We start from the raw sequence: 15,678 nt of genomic DNA on the forward strand, positions 1-15,678 counted from the left end.
CGTTCAGGCGATACGCAAGCCGGTTTTCTTCAGTATTTTAGAACTGAACAAAACTTCATGGCCGCGATCATCCTCGCCCAGCATCTGCGCAATCATTTCGACACGCTTCATGCAGGTTTCTTTATCTTTGCCATGCACCATAGCAAAAAGATTATAATTCCAGATCGGTTGATGACGCGGGCGTTCATAACAATGGCTGACAAAATCCAGCGCACCGATTTTCTCCCCGATCTCTTTAACCTTTTCATCCGGGACATCCCATGTGCTCATGCCATTGGCGGTATAGCCCAGCGCGTAATGGTTGGGCACCGCCCCGATGCGGCGGATAACACCAGCATCCAACATGGCATTCAATCGCTGGCGAACCTCGTCACCGGACAGACCGATTTCAGCCCCGACAGCCTCATAAGGGGCTTCCACCAGGGGCAAACCTTCCTGTGTCGCCTTGATGATTTTACGATCGGTTTCGTCCATTTGCCAGTTGCTCATACGTCGAACCTCAGACCGATAAAAAATTCCTGTTTCTTCGGCATGTTATAGACTTGATAGCCGGTCGCCTCGGTAATTTCGTGGCAGCATTCTTCTACACGGTCCGGTGTTTCCGTTGCTAAAACGAACCACATGTTCAGTGCATGTTCACGTTTGTAGTTATGGGCCACTTCGGGAAACGCGTTGACGATGTCATTCACCCGATCAAAATCATCTTCGGGGATGGACAAGGCCGCCAAAGTCAAGCCCCCGCCCATACGTTCGGCATGATACATCGGGCCAAAACGTGACAAAACGCCGCTTTCACGCAACCGGGTCAATTTGGCAAGGACAGTCTTTTCATCACTGCCCAGTTGCACAGCCACATCGTGAAAGGGACGTTCAGATACCGGAAAGCCGTTTTGCAATTCATTGATGAGCTGGCGGTCCAGATCATCCAATTCTATCGGATCTATTTTGCGTCTCATTGTGCAGCCCTTTGTAAACTGGCAACATCTGCCGGACGACAGTCATTATAACGGGCCCCGCGTTGTTTAAAACGCCGCGTGCTAAACAAAATATCACGTTTGACATCTGCCAAATCATTTTCGCGCACCAACTGGTCCACATGTTGTAAAACATGGGTGCGGTCTTTGGCATGGATCATACAGAACAAATTATAAGGCCAGTCGGGAAAACGTTTATTGCGTTCATAACACAGGGTCACGAAATCATATTGGCTAAAGGCATGACCGATTTCATCGATACGTTCAATCGGAATTTCCCAAACACACATCCCATTGCAGCGATAACCCAATTCATGGTGGCGCACAATCACGCCAAACCGTTTCAGCGTTCCGTTATCCAGCAGGTCGTTTAAGCGTTCGAGTACAAATGCTTCTTCCATCCCCAATTGATCGGCAATCACTTTGTAAGGTTCTGCGACCAAAGGAAGTCCGCCCTGCAAGGCTTCTAAAATGAGATAATCTTGTTCTAGGAGTGCCATTTTAAATCGAACCCTAAATCAAGGTGAAAATCTTTTAACATACGTAAGACCAGAACTTGTAAACCGGTTGCCTCTTCAATTTCCTGAACGGCGCGGTCCAGCGCAGCCTTGGACGAGGTATTCAGAACAAACCACATATTATAATCATGTTCACGTAAATAATTGTGGTTCACATCGTCACGGGCGTTGATATAGGCCGCAACCTGTTCAATTTTATCTTCATCCACCTGCAACGCCGCCAAGGTACTGGCCCCGATACTGCCGGGTTTTACGATCGCGCCAATCCTCGACACATGCCCGCTGTCTTTTAAACGAGACAAACGATCAATGACCTCATCCTCGTCAATTCCCAATCGGTTTGCCACCTCCAAATAAGGGCGTGAACACAAGGGAAAACCACGTTGGAAATCATTCAATAGATGTTTGTCAATCTCGTCCATCATCTTACAGGCCGATCTTGTGCGCACGATCAGTAAAGAAAATGCCACTGGGTTTAGTTGCTTCGATTGCACCAATTTTTTCAAAACTGTCAGTACGATAGATATCAACCCGGTTTTCATCACGCACCGACATCCAGACCTTTTCACCGCGCGGTGTAAATTCCATATGCAGCACGCCTTTGCCGGGTTTCATTGTCTTAATGATTTTAAGCTGCTGTACATCAATCACCTGAATGGTATCGTTTTTTGGAACCGAGAAGTTCACCCAAATATATTTCCCACCCGGTTGTGCCATTGCAAAGATCGGCTGACCATGAACAGGGATGCGCCCAACCTCTTTCCAAGTCGTTTTATCCAACACCAACAATTCGTGACGCCCTACCGCAGGTAGGAACATTAAATCCCCAGCAACCGCCCAGCCTTCCAAATGTGGCATTTTATAAACGGGAAGCTTTTGTTCCCCTTTGCCGTAATGATCCAAAATGCGCTCAACCCCTTTGGCTTCATTCCACAGGTCCAGTTTTGCCAAACCATCTTCGCCAAACAGGCCTGCCACATAATAACGACCATCAGGGCTGATTAAGGCATCATAAGGGTTGGTGCCGATATCTTTAAATTTCGTAATCGCCGGGGTCAGGCCTTTTGAAAAATCAAGTTTCCAAATTTCGCCATCATCCCACAGGCTAACCATGAAGATATTGCCCGGCGCATCCGCCAACCCCACGGTTTTGGAACCATCATTTGCGGGAATGTCAGCAACCATTTCCAATGTTTTTGCATCGAAAACACGCACACCACCCGGTTCATAGTTGGAAACCGCAACCAATTTGCCATCCTGAGAAATCGCACCACCGATGGAATTGCCGCCTTGAATAACCCGTTTAACCAATTCACCTTTCAGGATATCCACTTTGCTGAGGCCACCATCACGCCCAAACACATAAGCATAACGCGCATCACGGGAATAAACAGCCGAAGCATGGGACAAATCGCCCAGCCCATTCACCCGCGTAATTGTCTCGTCCTTGGTGTTATCAACGACCAGAACAGAGCCCGTCGCCCGTTCAATCACAATCCCCATATCGCCGGTGCCGCGTACCAGACCATCGCTGGCGCAAGCTGACAACAACAAAGCACTGCCGAACAAACCGGCTGTTGAGATTTTTTTCAGGTGTTTAAAGAATTTCATTGTTTTTTCAATCCGTCGCGCAATTGCTTGATAAGGAAATAGGCTTCTTCTTCTGCGATAATTGCTTTCCACGGCGGCATCGCCGTTTCAGGAATTCCGTTCAATATAATATCGGCGAGGGTTTCATCTTCCATCGCTTCCAGACGTTCTGGCAATAAGGGGGAACCCAAACCACCTGTGCGTTTCAAGCCATGACAAGACCCACAGTCCTGCTCCAGAAAATTGAGCAACTCCGCCTTTCTGTCTTGTGCGATTTCGGCCTGTGCCGCCCCGCAAAAGATCAGGACGCCACACAATGCTTTAACACATTGCGCAAAGGGTCTCTTCAGATGTAACATCATTTAAATCCAAGCCATTGTCTTGCCAGTTCAGGGTTTCAGCCAAGGCGACGACCTTCCCGATAATAAACAAAGTCGGCGGGCAGAATTCAGCTGCCATCACTTCGTCATAAACTTTATCCAGTGTCGAAATAATTTGACGCTGATCTTGCGATAGTCCTTTTTCAATCGCTGCAACGGGTGTACTGGCTGGCAAACCATGCACAATCAGTTTTTCAGAAATCAAACCGATGCTGGATACCCCCATATATACCACAAGCGTTGTTTGGTCACACGCAAGGCTCGCCCAGTTTAAAGCCAGATCTCCGTCGTTACGACGATGACCCGTCACATAACGTACCCCGGTAGAATACCCCCGATGGGTCAGCGGAATGCCGTTAATACTGCTGCATCCTTGTGCCGCCGTAATACCGGGGACAACCTCAAACGCGATACCATGCTTCAGCAGATGCTCGGCTTCTTCACTACCACGCCCAAAAATATAAGGATCGCCACCTTTCAGGCGGACCACCTTGCGGCCTTGCTTCCCCAGACGTACCAAAATATCATTGATCTCGTCCTGAGAATGATGATGGTTACCCGGCTGTTTGCCCACATAAACCCGCGTGGTATTAGACGGAATCATATCCAAAATTTGATCGGAAACCAGACGGTCAATTACGACCACGTCGGCCTCGGATATCAAACGATGTGCCTTTACTGTCAACAGATCGGGATCCCCCGGTCCGGACCCCACCAGAAACACATTTACATCAGCGTAGGTCGTCACTTTTGCCACTCCTGATAAACACGCAAAGTCAGGAAAAATTCCAGTCTTGCACCCGCCCCCCAAAGGCTTCGTTCATGGTCTGAATTTTTATCACGCCCGGCGCTTAAAAGTGTTTGATGTTGATCAAAGCAAATACAAAATAATTAGAAAATACAATATATCTATCTGATTAAATTGATCTATTTAAATAACAGTATAAAAATTATGGAAAAATAACTCTATCAGGGCAAAATTTAACCAAGCTCAAATCTTTTCAAAAAAAGACAAGCGATAATCTGACTCCTTTAATCTGAAGGTAGGAGGGGGAGAACATGACAAAATCGGGCTTGCATGTCGTTGTCGTCGGGCACGGGTCAACCAAGCGACCGCACGCGGCAAATTCCACCCATGACCTTTCACGTTTTTTGTTCCATAGTAATCATTTCAATGCGGTGCATTGCGGCTTTATGAAACAGGAAATGAAAGTCCGTGCCTTGTTGCAATGCCTGCCCGATGGGATTGATCTTGAAGTTCTGCCGCATTTTGCCGCAGCCGGGGCCTTTGTCAACGACCACCTTCAATCCTGCTTAGAGGTCGAACGCAAACGTTTTCGTAGCGCGCGCATTCATCGCCCGCTTGGCCTTCATCCCGGCATTTCGCGCCAGATTGCCATGAAAGCCAAACAACATCACGCCGATGATGTCATTATCGTTGCCCACGGATCCAGTGTCAGTGCAGGCCCGGCTTTGACCGCGCAAAACCTGTGTCGTGATTTATGCGATCAGGGCATTTCCACCCATGTTTTATTCCTGTCCAACAAACCGCAATTAAACGATTGGCGTGACCTGAAACTGGGCCGCAATGTCTTGGTCTGTCCGATTCTGGCCGGACGAGGCACCCATCTGTGCGAAGATGTTCCCAATGCTTTTTCACTGGATGATATTCCACGGGCAGGTTTGCCCTATATCGTCGCCGGGCATTGCATCACGTTTGACTATCCCCTGATGGATGCACGTCTTTTGGCTGATCTGGCTTTAGAAGACCTCAGTCCTGCACAACAACCTGGCGATGCCGCCCGACTGTTATCCTGATTTTACTCGACCGTCACGCTGCCACGCATACCTTCACGTTCCCAGTGGGGGCCGCACAGGTATGGGTATTCGCCTTTTTCTGTGAACGGGAATTCCCAAAACTCAACAGGGAAGAAACGTTCGCTTTCTTCTTTGCCTGCCTCTTTTAACCAGACGCTATGACTTGTGCGCTTATCCACATTGACAAAACGCACGGTGGTTCCGGCTTTTACGGTCAGTTGTTTGGGGCAAAAGTTATAGTTATAGAGCTTTACAACGCTCACACCCTCATCCGACGGTAACTCGCTTTTCACTTCCTGATATCGTGCTTCAGCCTCTTCGCAGACATCACCAGCCCGTGCGGAACCGATCATCATCACACCCGCAAGCAACGCAAATGCGAACGTTTTAGATAACATATCTCTCTTCCTTTCCAGTTGGTAAAAAACAAAAAACCCGACTGAGAGTATGAAGTCTCAGTCGGGTCTATGCAAGATCAGCTTTTAAGTAAACTTATTTTTGCATCACTTTGATTTGTGCATCAGGGCTGTCCAACTGCATCTTATATTCCAAAGATACATGGTGGAAACGAGCATTCGTATGGTCATCGTGAATAGCGAAACCAACCATATACTCTTTACCCGGTTCGAACGATACATCGCCCACTTCGTTGGAGATCAACGGACGTTGCATTGTCACAGTCCAGACGCCGTCTTTCAGTTCAGCTTGACCTGTAACGTCGACACCTTTACCCATCACGCGTTGTTCAAGAACGTAACCGTTTTCAAACTGACCGCCGTTTCCACTTTTGAAACGCATCAGATCAAGGAAAGTTCCGTCTTTCAACAAAGCATCAATCTCTTCCTGAGATTTCAGCTTGTCCCACGCACCACGCGGTTTACCGCCACGTCCTTTGTATTCGAACTCGGTACGTGTTTCATTCAGGTACTTGGTAATGCCTGTGGACACATCCAGACGGCTGGCCGCTTCGCCTTCCGGCTTTTCGGGTGCATCCGGCATATAGCGGCTGTCATTATGACAAGTTGCCCAACATCCCGCTTGCGCGCCAAAGAACTCTTCCTTCATGGGCGAGATCATCATGGCAAGCTTGACCTGATTGTCTTTATCCATTTTGCCACCATCGACAAATGGTGCAGCATTGTCTTCGCCCGTATCTTTCCAGGAAACTTGGAAATATACGTTTTGTGCGTCGTGTGCTGCTTTGACTTCGGCTTGAATAGAACCTGTCTTGCCCGGGATCGGGGTCGGTTCAGCTTTTTCACCACCAACGATCTTTTTACCCATGTCCGGCTGTTCTTTACCATGACATTCTGAGCAACGATCACCGATTTTGGCAACCGCACGCGCACCACCGTGATCTTTCCCACGGAAGATCCATTCCATTGAAGCTTGGCCCGGGTAGAACAACGGTACTTTCAATCCTTCAATACCAGCCCAGTTCACAGAACCACCGGCTGCGCCCCCCGCAGCAGCGGGTGCTGCTGCAGAAGAAGCTGCCTTGCCTGCACCACCAGCCGGAGCTGCAATGGTGATGGCATTGATCTGTGCATCCGGGTTGTTCAGACCGAGATACCAATCGATAGAGACATGGTGGAAACGGGCATCTGTAAAGTCATCATGGATGGCAAAACCAACTTTATAAAGCTTGTCGCCTTCAAATGAAACGTCACCCGGTTTGTCAGAGCTGAGTTTACGCGTCATATAGACCACGTTTTTACCGTCCACTTCTTCGTGTACGAACTCGACACCTTGACCACCGGTCATAACACGTTGTTCCAAAACATGACCATCTTCAGACGTTTTGGTTCCGCTGTTATAGCGCAACAAGTCCAAGAATAGGCCATCTTTTAGCAAAGCATCAATCTCTTCTTGAGGTTTCAGCTTGTCCCACGCACCACGCGGCTTACCGCCACGACCATTAAATTCAAACTCGGTACGGGTTTCGTTCAGGTACTTTGTAATGCCTGTGGACACATCCAAACGGCTGGCGGCTTCGCCTTCCGGTTTTTCCGGTGCATCCGGCATGTAACGGCTGTCATTGTGACATGTCGCCCAACAACCGGCCTGTTCCCCAATTTCGGACTTACCGGAATTGATCATCATCGCCAGTTTGAACGGGTTTTCCGCATCCATTTTGCCACCGTCTACAAACGGTACCGGTGTATGCGGGTTAGAAGCCCATTCGTAACGCATATAAAGATTATTGCCGTCGTTTGCCGCTTTGACGTTCATTTTGATCGCCGCTGCTTTACCCGGAATCGGTGTGGCTTCCGCCTTTTCACCGCCGACAATTTTCGCCCCCATTGCAGGAACTTCTTTGATATGGCATTCCGCACAACGATCACCAACTTTGCGGACCGCACGGGCACCGCCGTGATCTTTACCACGGAAAACCCATTCCAGCGAAGCCTGCCCCGGATACATCAGATCAACATCGGTACCGGGAATGGCGTCCCATGCAACACCTTGTGCATTGCCACCGCCAGTGGCCGTACCTGCTTTTTCCGCTGCTGCGCGTGCCGCAGCTGCCTTGGCAGCAGCTTCTTCAGCAGCTTTTTTCTTGGCTTCTTCTTCCGCTTTTGCTTTAGCTGCTTTTTCCGCCGCAATACGTTTCACTTCTTCGCGTGGATCAAGAACGTCCAGACGCGCCGGGTTCGGCTTACCGTCATAGAATGTTTCTTCATCTTCGATCAATTGATGAACGTTACGGTGGGCAATACCTTTGTGACAATCAATACACGTCATGCCTTCTTGTTTGGCATTCTGGTGCTGCTTCCACGCACGTGCTTTTTGCTTCTCATCTGTCATCGCATCCCATGAGTGACAGTTGCGGCACTCACGTGAATCGGTTTCCTTCATCGCTTTCCAAACGTTTTTGGCCAACGTCAGACGTTTGGCTTCAAACTTGTCCAGCGTATTAATCTCACCGGTCAACCAATAAAGAACTTCTTTGGACGCTTGGATTTTACGTATAATTTTGTAAACCCAGGGACGCGGAACGTGACAATCCGGGCAGGTTGCCTGCACGCCTGTACGGTTCTTATAGTGAATAGTCTGTTGGTATTCCGGATAAACTGCCTGATCCATTTCGTGACAGGTTACACAGAATTCCATCTGGTTGGTTGCTTCCATTGCCGTGTTGAAAGCACCCCAAAAAACAATACCGCCGATAAAGATAACAACAGCACCAATAAGGCTGGCACCTAGAATCTTCATCTTCGACAGGCGTGAAAGAAAGCTACCCTCGGCCATCGATCAATCCTCAAAGTAGGGGTGAACGGGAAAGAATAATTCCCGTGTAAATGCTAGAACTATAATATAATGAATTCGTTTGAAAAAGGCGGGCACAGATAATGAAATGTGCCCGCCCAAATCAGTTCACGATATGCCTGAAGATCAGGTTACGTGGTGTACACGGTTGTAAACGTTGAATTTACCAGTCGGAGTTTCCAGACCTTTGATACGTGCTTTCTCTTCGAGAGTTTTCGTATCGTAAACAACGATTTCACCGTTCAACCAGTCAGCTTTACCGCCACGAGCCCATACGGATACCCACAGCTCAGAACCGTCTTTGTTAAATTCACCGTGCAGCGCGATAGATTTTTCACGATCGGTTACGCGGATTGTTTTAACAATTTTACGAGTCTTTTTGTCCAAAATTTGGATAGACTGCTGAATTTCCGGTTCCGGGTGTTTCGGCTGATCCATGAACACATACGGAGAGTTCGGGTGTGTACGGATGAACAGGCCAGCACCGTCAGTTTCGGTTTTGTAGCAAGTTTTCCAAGCTTGATCAGGGTGACCTTCCGGATCGTTACCCCAAACAGTGATCATACCTTCACCGATGTGACCAGTTGCACCAACCGGACCACATTTTTCGTCAGTCCAGTTTGCGCCCGGACCCGGGTGCGGCATTTTACCTGTTTCGAGAGAACCTACGAACTTACGAGTAGTCGTATCGAAGAATTCCATACGGTTAGACGCGTTCGCAGCAATTTGGAAGTATTTCTGAGACGGATCAAAGAAGCCATCGTGCAGGAACTTGTGAGAGTCCATTTGCTCGATACGCAGGTTGTCCAGATCAGAGTAATCAACCTGCCAAACTTGACCCAATTCTTTAACCGCAACCATCCAAGTCGGTGCATGCGGCGTGTTGTAAATCGCAGCAACACGTGCTTCGTTTACGAAGGCACCGTCAACGTTTACACCACGTGTGGAAACAACTTTCAACGGCTCCATAGTTACAGCGTCAGAAATAACGAAGTGCGGCGGCCAGTAACCACCCGCAATAACGTATTTATCCTTGAAATCACCATAGTGAGAAACAGCGATGTCACGCGCGTCGTATGCAACTTGAGATTCAGCAACAACTTGCGGCGGATCCATCCAAAGATCGATTTTGTTTTGCTTACCATCACGACCGATGGTGTACCAGAAACGACCATCAGAAGTTTCTTTGGTTACGTGTACCGCATAACCCGCGTCAAGTTTGGACAGAACTTCTTTGGTGTCACCATCGATGATGGCCATTTTACCAGCATCACGAAGAATAACGACGAAGAAGTTTTCCCAGTTACGACCGTGCATCGGTTTTTTAACGTAATCTTCAGGCTTCACGTAAATCTTTACGCTTTTCTTCATTTGCTCCAAAGACATTTCAGCCGGTTTCGGCGGAGTCATTTGGATGTAAGTTGCCAGCTTGGAAATCTGATCTTTAGAGAAAATATCATCGAAGTTGTTCATACCGCCTTCGGTACCCAGTGTGATGATTTTTTCCAGACGTTTTTGACCGAGTTTCTGAGTCGCTTTCGGCTCAAGGTTTTTACCTGTCGCACCCTTACGCTCAGCACCGTGACAGCCTGCACAGCGTTGGAAGTAAAGCAGCTTGGCTTCTTCGAAATCAGCTTCAGACAGTGTAGGTTCTGCGGCACTTACGGCGGAACCCATGCCGAACATAAAGCCGGCAGCGAGTCCCAACACTGAAGTACCAAATGCAAACTTACGCATTTCATTGCCCCCAATATAGGTTAATAAAAGTCCAGTCGGCTCAGGTCATCTCGTCTGTTTGTGCCCAAGCAAGCTGGTCCTGTTAATTCAAACAGTGCGTCATGCTTACATAGACCAAACCCTGATTCCTTTACGTTGATCAAATGTGGCGAAAAAATGATATCTGGATGTATCCTCATTTGTACGAGGGTTAAAAAGCACTCTTTCAAACTGTTATTTTAAAACGGAAACAGTTAAATAAAAAAGCTAGGTTATTGATATAAATTAACTATTAGATGAAAAATTGGTTTGCCATAGAAATTCTATGAAGGAAAAACCATTTCCAAAAACCATCTTTTTCATATGGAAAAGCCATATTTCACAGCCACTATTTTGTAAAAACATGCCTTGCTGCGAACAAAATTTCATAATTTTTTCAAAAAATAGATAGAAAGATACAGACCCTTAAAATTTCTCTGCGAATCACTTGGTCAATCCAATATCCGAGTGTTATCCTATTTGACTGTAACCTTAAAGTGAGCCGTTGAATGCAACGAACAGCCGTGATCCTTGCCCTACTCTTTCCAGCCACACTTGCATGGAATACGGACGGTTTGTCTCAAGACTCAAATCAACCAAATCCGGCAAACGTCTTTCGCATCGTCTACGCCAATAACTGGAACCCCATTTCTTATATTGAAAACGGCAAAACCAAAGGGATTCTGCCTGATCGCGTAGAACATCTATTGGGACAGATTATGGGTATGCGCGTTGAACACATTGCAGTTCCCTGGGGGCGTGCACAAAAAATGATTCGTGACGGCGCCGCGGATGCTTTTATCACAACAGTGACGCCGGAGCGTCTCACCTACAGCACACCGACACAAGACAGCCTTTTTTATGTGCCGTTTGTTCTGGCGACCCTGAAAGAGAGCGCCGCAGATCAACGACTGAAATCTCCAGATAATTTAATCCCTGTCATGGGATCGACTTTTTGCGATGTATTAGGAAACGGTTGGGCAACGCAATTTTATCAAAACAAACCTGTAAAAGTTCACTACGCCCCAACGATCGAAGAATGTTTAAAAATGTTACAGGTTGGCCGGGTCAGCGGCATTGTTCATGCCCAAGCTGTTGTCAAACATTATGCCGACATCATGGGATTGGGAAAGACCATCCATATATTCCCAACCCCTGCACAATCCAGCCCTACCTTCCCTATTCTGGTCTCAAATAAGTCTGTTTGGAAAGATCGTTTCCTGAAAGAGTTCAACAGCCGCTTTTCTCAAAAGCTGGATACGCAAACGATTGAAAAGAAAGAATAATAGAGAACACCTTTCACAAAGTCGCAAGGGCATCCGGAAGATCACAAAAACGATCAATAACGATATCAGCACCGAGTTCCTCAACCGAAACTTTTCGATACCCATAAGAAACCGCCACATTCAACATAGAAGCCTGCTTCGCCGCTTCAATATCATTTGGGCTATCGCCGACCATAACCGCTTCGCATGCAGATAACTGCATCCTCTCCAGAACATGAAAAATCATTTGCGGGTGCGGTTTTTTATGCTCCAACTCGTCTCCCCCAACGACAACGTCAAAGAAGTCTTGAAGCCCCAGATCTTTTAACAGATTTAAAGTCGGGCGACTTGGCTTATTGGTGCATAATGCCAGACGCAGGTTCTTTTTTTGCAGTTGGTGCAAAGTGGGAACAACCCCCTCATATATACGGGTCTCATCCGCTTCATGGCCTTCATAAAACTCGAGAAACGCTGTTGTCAGGCGGTCAATTTCTCCATGGTCAACATCAACAGCTTTCCCGCTCGCCCGAAAGGCGCGTTCCATCAACTTTGCTGCCCCATTGCCGACAAATGTCATGGTTTCTTCAATTGTAATCGGACGATACCCATATTGAGCAAGCACTTTATTACAGGCTGTGCGTAAATCGGGTGCACTGTCAATCAACGTACCATCCAAATCAAAAATAACTGCTTTTAAAGGCATTTGTAGCATTCCGTAACAATGTTTGAGTTTGCTCTTGCCCCTTTTTAGGCTTAAAAAGGCATTGAACCAAGTGCTTTCAACATCGAACGACTCCAAAATATTATGTCAAAATCTGCTGCCATCGTTCTCGCTGCCGGCCTCGGCACCCGTATGAAGTCTTCCAAACCCAAAGTTCTGCACCCTTTGGCGGGTCGCCCTATGGTCAATCATGTCATTGCAAATCTGCAACGCGCCAGCGTCGAAGAGGTCGTCTGCATCGTTGGTCCCGACATGCCAGAACTTGAACAAACAGTGGCCCCACATAAGACAGCAATACAAAAAGATCGCCTTGGAACCGGGCATGCGGTCCTTGCCGCAAAAAACGTCATGTGCGGTGATGAAGAAAATATTTTAATCGCCTTTGGGGACACCCCCTTAATCACTGATCAAACCTTCCACGCTATGCTGGAAGCGCGAAAACGTGCCGATGTGGTCGTTCTGGGTTTTCGCCCTAAAAACCCCGGCGCTTATGGTCGCCTTATTGTCGATGCGCAGGACGAATTGCAAGCCATTGTCGAATTTAAAGATGCCAATGCAGAACAACGCGCCATCACCTTGTGTAACTCGGGTGTTATGTGTGTGAATGGTAAAAAGCTATTTCCTTTGCTGGACCGCATCACCAACGATAACGCTGCTGGCGAATATTACCTGACCGATATCGTTGCTTTAGCCCGTGAAGACGGTTTGCATTGCGGTGTGGTTGAAGGGGAAGAAGATGAGCTTCTGGGGGTAAATTCCCGTGTCGAGCTTGCCCGTGCAGAAACCATCGCCCAAGACCGCCTGCGCCATCACGCGATGGTCAATGGCGCAACCCTGCTCGACCCCGCCTCTACACATTTTAGCTTCGACACCCGCTTGGGCCGTGACGTTGTCGTGGAACCCAACGTCTTTTTTGGTCCCGGCGTAAATATCGGCGACAATGTTACCATTAAGGCCTTTTCTCATCTGGAAGATACCAAGGTTGGCAACGGCGTTGTCATGGGGCCCTACGCACGCTTGCGCCCGGGAACCGACCTGCATGATGATGTCAAAGTCGGAAATTTTGTTGAGATTAAAAAGGCTGTGATCGAAAAAGGTGCCAAGGTCAACCACCTCAGCTACATCGGTGATGCCCGCGTTGGGACCCAGGCCAACATCGGAGCCGGTACGATTACCTGTAATTATGACGGCTTCTTCAAATATCATACGGACATCGGCGCAGGGGCCTTTATCGGGTCCAATACCGCCTTGGTTGCCCCTGTCAAAATCGGTGACAATGCCAATGTCGGTGCAGGTAGTACCATCAGCAAAGACGTTGAAGCAGGTGACCTTGCCTTAACGCGAGCCCCGCAAAAAAACTTCGTTGGCTGGTCCGATAAGTTCCGCGCCAAACAAGCCCTTCGCAAAAACAGCAAATAAATATCTATTATAGAGTATATCAACATGTGTGGAATTGTCGGTTTTATCGGAAAACAAGAAGCCTCCCCTCTTTTGGTTGAAGGACTAAAACGGTTGGAATATCGCGGATATGATTCCGCCGGTATTGCAACCCTCAGCGAAGGCAAGATCGAACGCCGCCGTGCGGAAGGAAAAATTTGCAACCTCCAAAAAACGCTCAGCGACACTCCGGCCACCGGCAATGTTGGTATCGGCCATACACGTTGGGCAACGCATGGCATTCCCAACGAAACCAATGCGCACCCGCACGCAACCCAGAAAGTGGCTGTTGTCCATAACGGTATTATCGAGAATTTTCAGGAAATTCGCGCTGAACTGGTGAAAAACGGCTATCACCCGCTGTCAGAAACCGATAGCGAAGTTGTCCCCTTATTGATTACCTATTATCTGGATCAAGGGGCAACCCCGCGCGATGCCGTCAGCAAAACCTTGAAACGCCTTGAAGGGGCTTTTGCCCTTGGTATTATTTTTTCCGGCGAAGAAGACCTTCTCATCGGGGCACGGCGCGGCAGCCCCTTGGCCGTCGGGTTTGGCGATGGTGAAATGTATCTGGGATCAGACGCGATGGCGTTGGCCCACCTCACCAAACAAATCGCCTATCTTGATGAAGGTGATTGGGTCATTTTAGGACGTGATCAGGTGATCTTTCTTGATGAAAACGATCAGGAAGTTCAACGCGACATCAAAGAAAGCGCCATGTCCAGCGCCTTGATCGGCAAAGGGGATCACCGTCATTATATGCTAAAGGAAATTTACGAACAGCCGCAAGTCATCGGCGATACCTTATCGACCTTTTTCAATCCGACGGCACAGACCATTTCCATGCCGGATTTCCCCTTTGACCTCAAAGACATTCCCCGCATCACGATTGTGGCCTGCGGCACATCTTTTTACGCCGGACTGGTCGCAAAATACTGGATTGAGCAATATGCCCGTATCGGGGTCGATATCGACGTTGCTTCGGAATTTCGTTATCGCGAGGCCCCCATGCAGGAAGGCGGCCTTGCCCTGTTTATTTCTCAATCCGGTGAAACCGCCGATACACTGGCGGCATTGCGCTATGCCAAATCACAAGGGCAGTCTATTCTTTCCATCGTCAATGTGCCGGAAAGCTCGATGGAACGTGAATCAGATGCCGTGCTTTTGACCCACGCCGGGCCGGAAATCGGTGTCGCCTCCACCAAAGCCTTCACCACACAATTAACCGTTCTCGCTTGCTTTGCAATCTCTCTTGCCAAAGCCAAAAAGGCAATTAATGTTGATTGTGAAGCACGGCTTTGCCGGGCAATTGCAGAAGTCCCGAGCCGCACGGCAGAAGTCCTCAACCATGACGAAACCTTGCGCAGCATCGCACAAAACGTTGCCGAAGCACGCGACGTTCTCTATCTCGGGCGTGGGTCCAGCTTTCCGATCGCAATGGAAGGGGCGCTCAAACTCAAAGAGATTTCCTATATTCATGCCGAAGGTTATGCCGCCGGGGAAATGAAACATGGCCCGATTGCATTGATTGATGAAAATGTGCCGATCATCGTCATTGCACCGATGGACAGCAACTTTGAAAAAACCGCCTCAAACACACAAGAATCCGTGGCCCGCGGCGGCAAGGTCATTTTCATGGCCGACAAAGAAGGCGTCGAAAAAATGGCTGATCATTGCGTCGCCACCGTGACCATGCCCGATGTCGACCCATTTGTTGCCCCGATCCTATATTCTATCCCGGTCCAACTGCTGGCCTATCACGTCGCCGTTCACAAAGGCACAGATGTAGACCAGCCCAGAAACCTCGCCAAATCCGTCACCGTGGAGTAGTTCCAACGGGGGCAGATAAGGACTTTTTAGGTCTACTACTGCCTATTTTTTCATCGCAGGCCAAAGGTGCCATGAGTTCGATTGTTAGATCGTGGCACTTCGCTTGAGCGTCATATCGGA

The 15,678-nt window shown here is 48.4% G+C and carries 15 protein-coding genes; 4 read left to right on the forward strand and 11 right to left on the reverse strand.

Annotated elements, in window-relative coordinates; all coding sequences use genetic code 11:
- Positions 1 to 3: 3 nt before the first annotated feature.
- Genes ACN0VA_RS16440 through cobA form a run of 7 tightly spaced genes read right to left on the reverse strand, consistent with a single transcriptional unit; the run spans position 4 to position 4,210 of the window.
- Positions 4 to 489 carry an Lrp/AsnC family transcriptional regulator gene (locus ACN0VA_RS16440; RefSeq protein ID WP_417822211.1) on the reverse strand — a complete coding sequence of 162 codons (486 nt, stop codon included), beginning with the start codon at positions 487 to 489 and terminating at the stop codon, positions 4 to 6.
- The gene (locus ACN0VA_RS16445) at positions 486 to 956 is read right to left on the reverse strand and encodes an Lrp/AsnC family transcriptional regulator (protein ID WP_417822212.1); all 471 of its coding nucleotides are present in this window, start codon (positions 954 to 956) and stop codon (positions 486 to 488) included. Before ACN0VA_RS16445 ends, ACN0VA_RS16440 begins: the two co-directional genes overlap by 4 nt.
- Positions 953 to 1,474, reverse strand: coding sequence for an AsnC family protein (locus ACN0VA_RS16450; protein ID WP_417822213.1), 522 nt, complete (start codon positions 1,472 to 1,474; stop codon positions 953 to 955). Before ACN0VA_RS16450 ends, ACN0VA_RS16445 begins: the two co-directional genes overlap by 4 nt.
- On the reverse strand, positions 1,462 to 1,962 hold the full coding sequence (locus tag ACN0VA_RS16455) for an Lrp/AsnC family transcriptional regulator (protein ID WP_417822214.1): 501 nt from the start codon (positions 1,960 to 1,962) through the stop codon (positions 1,462 to 1,464). The genes ACN0VA_RS16450 and ACN0VA_RS16455 overlap by 13 nt, the downstream gene beginning before the upstream one ends.
- Positions 1,919 to 3,103, reverse strand: coding sequence for a cytochrome D1 domain-containing protein (locus ACN0VA_RS16460; protein ID WP_417822215.1), 1,185 nt, complete (start codon positions 3,101 to 3,103; stop codon positions 1,919 to 1,921). The genes ACN0VA_RS16455 and ACN0VA_RS16460 overlap by 44 nt, the downstream gene beginning before the upstream one ends.
- Entirely contained in the window at positions 3,100 to 3,444 is a 345-nt protein-coding gene (locus ACN0VA_RS16465; protein ID WP_417822216.1) for a c-type cytochrome, read from the reverse strand. The genes ACN0VA_RS16460 and ACN0VA_RS16465 overlap by 4 nt, the downstream gene beginning before the upstream one ends.
- Positions 3,404 to 4,210, reverse strand: a complete 807-nt coding sequence (gene cobA, locus ACN0VA_RS16470) for a uroporphyrinogen-III C-methyltransferase (RefSeq protein WP_417822217.1) — start codon at positions 4,208 to 4,210, stop codon at positions 3,404 to 3,406. Before cobA ends, ACN0VA_RS16465 begins: the two co-directional genes overlap by 41 nt.
- A gap of 311 nt (positions 4,211 to 4,521) precedes the next feature.
- Here cobA and ACN0VA_RS16475 point away from each other — a divergent pair, with 311 nt between their 5' ends.
- Positions 4,522 to 5,280 carry a CbiX/SirB N-terminal domain-containing protein gene (locus ACN0VA_RS16475; protein WP_417822218.1) on the forward strand — a complete coding sequence of 253 codons (759 nt, stop codon included), beginning with the start codon at positions 4,522 to 4,524 and terminating at the stop codon, positions 5,278 to 5,280.
- Between the two features lie 2 nt (positions 5,281 to 5,282).
- On the opposite strand, the gene ACN0VA_RS16480 is transcribed toward ACN0VA_RS16475, so the two are convergent.
- The 3 genes from ACN0VA_RS16480 to ACN0VA_RS16490 form a co-directional block, all read right to left on the reverse strand.
- On the reverse strand, positions 5,283 to 5,678 hold the full coding sequence (locus tag ACN0VA_RS16480; RefSeq protein WP_417822219.1) for a cupredoxin domain-containing protein: 396 nt from the start codon (positions 5,676 to 5,678) through the stop codon (positions 5,283 to 5,285).
- Between the two features lie 94 nt (positions 5,679 to 5,772).
- A complete protein-coding gene (locus tag ACN0VA_RS16485) occupies positions 5,773 to 8,532 on the reverse strand; it encodes a NapC/NirT family cytochrome c (protein ID WP_417822220.1) in 2,760 nt (919 codons plus the stop codon).
- A gap of 144 nt (positions 8,533 to 8,676) precedes the next feature.
- Positions 8,677 to 10,287 (reverse strand): cytochrome D1 domain-containing protein, encoded by a 1,611-nt coding sequence (locus ACN0VA_RS16490; protein WP_417822221.1) that lies wholly within the window; start codon positions 10,285 to 10,287, stop codon positions 8,677 to 8,679.
- A 527-nt stretch (positions 10,288 to 10,814) separates the two neighbouring features.
- Between ACN0VA_RS16490 and ACN0VA_RS16495 the strand changes: the two genes are divergently transcribed.
- A complete protein-coding gene (locus ACN0VA_RS16495) occupies positions 10,815 to 11,591 on the forward strand; it encodes a substrate-binding periplasmic protein (RefSeq protein WP_417822222.1) in 777 nt (258 codons plus the stop codon).
- Between the two features lie 13 nt (positions 11,592 to 11,604).
- On the opposite strand, the gene gph is transcribed toward ACN0VA_RS16495, so the two are convergent.
- Positions 11,605 to 12,273, reverse strand: coding sequence for a phosphoglycolate phosphatase (gene gph / locus ACN0VA_RS16500; protein ID WP_417822223.1), 669 nt, complete (start codon positions 12,271 to 12,273; stop codon positions 11,605 to 11,607).
- Positions 12,274 to 12,375: 102 nt separating this feature from the next.
- Between gph and glmU the strand changes: the two genes are divergently transcribed.
- Positions 12,376 to 13,710, forward strand: a complete 1,335-nt coding sequence (gene glmU / locus ACN0VA_RS16505) for a bifunctional UDP-N-acetylglucosamine diphosphorylase/glucosamine-1-phosphate N-acetyltransferase GlmU (protein WP_417822224.1) — start codon at positions 12,376 to 12,378, stop codon at positions 13,708 to 13,710.
- A gap of 24 nt (positions 13,711 to 13,734) precedes the next feature.
- Positions 13,735 to 15,558: a glutamine--fructose-6-phosphate transaminase (isomerizing) gene (gene glmS / locus ACN0VA_RS16510; protein WP_417822225.1), complete on the forward strand. Its 1,824-nt coding sequence runs from the start codon at positions 13,735 to 13,737 to the stop codon at positions 15,556 to 15,558.
- The last annotated feature ends 120 nt before the right edge of the window (positions 15,559 to 15,678 follow it).

The sequence above is a fragment of the Terasakiella sp. genome (assembly GCF_048267425.1).
Taxonomy (GTDB): domain Bacteria; phylum Pseudomonadota; class Alphaproteobacteria; order Rhodospirillales; family Terasakiellaceae; genus Terasakiella.

Coding starts and splice junctions, on each gene's coding strand:
- ACN0VA_RS16440 (WP_417822211.1), bottom strand. CDS start 489: ATGAGCAACTGGCAAATGGACGAAACCGATCGTAAAATCATCAAGGCG.
- ACN0VA_RS16445 (WP_417822212.1), bottom strand. CDS start 956: ATGAGACGCAAAATAGATCCGATAGAATTGGATGATCTGGACCGCCAG.
- ACN0VA_RS16450 (WP_417822213.1), bottom strand. CDS start 1,474: ATGGCACTCCTAGAACAAGATTATCTCATTTTAGAAGCCTTGCAGGGC.
- ACN0VA_RS16460 (WP_417822215.1), bottom strand. CDS start 3,103: ATGAAATTCTTTAAACACCTGAAAAAAATCTCAACAGCCGGTTTGTTC.
- ACN0VA_RS16465 (WP_417822216.1), bottom strand. CDS start 3,444: ATGATGTTACATCTGAAGAGACCCTTTGCGCAATGTGTTAAAGCATTG.
- ACN0VA_RS16475 (WP_417822218.1), top strand. CDS start 4,522: ATGACAAAATCGGGCTTGCATGTCGTTGTCGTCGGGCACGGGTCAACC.
- ACN0VA_RS16480 (WP_417822219.1), bottom strand. CDS start 5,678: ATGTTATCTAAAACGTTCGCATTTGCGTTGCTTGCGGGTGTGATGATG.
- ACN0VA_RS16485 (WP_417822220.1), bottom strand. CDS start 8,532: ATGGCCGAGGGTAGCTTTCTTTCACGCCTGTCGAAGATGAAGATTCTA.
- ACN0VA_RS16490 (WP_417822221.1), bottom strand. CDS start 10,287: ATGCGTAAGTTTGCATTTGGTACTTCAGTGTTGGGACTCGCTGCCGGC.
- ACN0VA_RS16495 (WP_417822222.1), top strand. CDS start 10,815: ATGCAACGAACAGCCGTGATCCTTGCCCTACTCTTTCCAGCCACACTT.
- gph (WP_417822223.1), bottom strand. CDS start 12,273: ATGCCTTTAAAAGCAGTTATTTTTGATTTGGATGGTACGTTGATTGAC.
- glmU (WP_417822224.1), top strand. CDS start 12,376: ATGTCAAAATCTGCTGCCATCGTTCTCGCTGCCGGCCTCGGCACCCGT.
- glmS (WP_417822225.1), top strand. CDS start 13,735: ATGTGTGGAATTGTCGGTTTTATCGGAAAACAAGAAGCCTCCCCTCTT.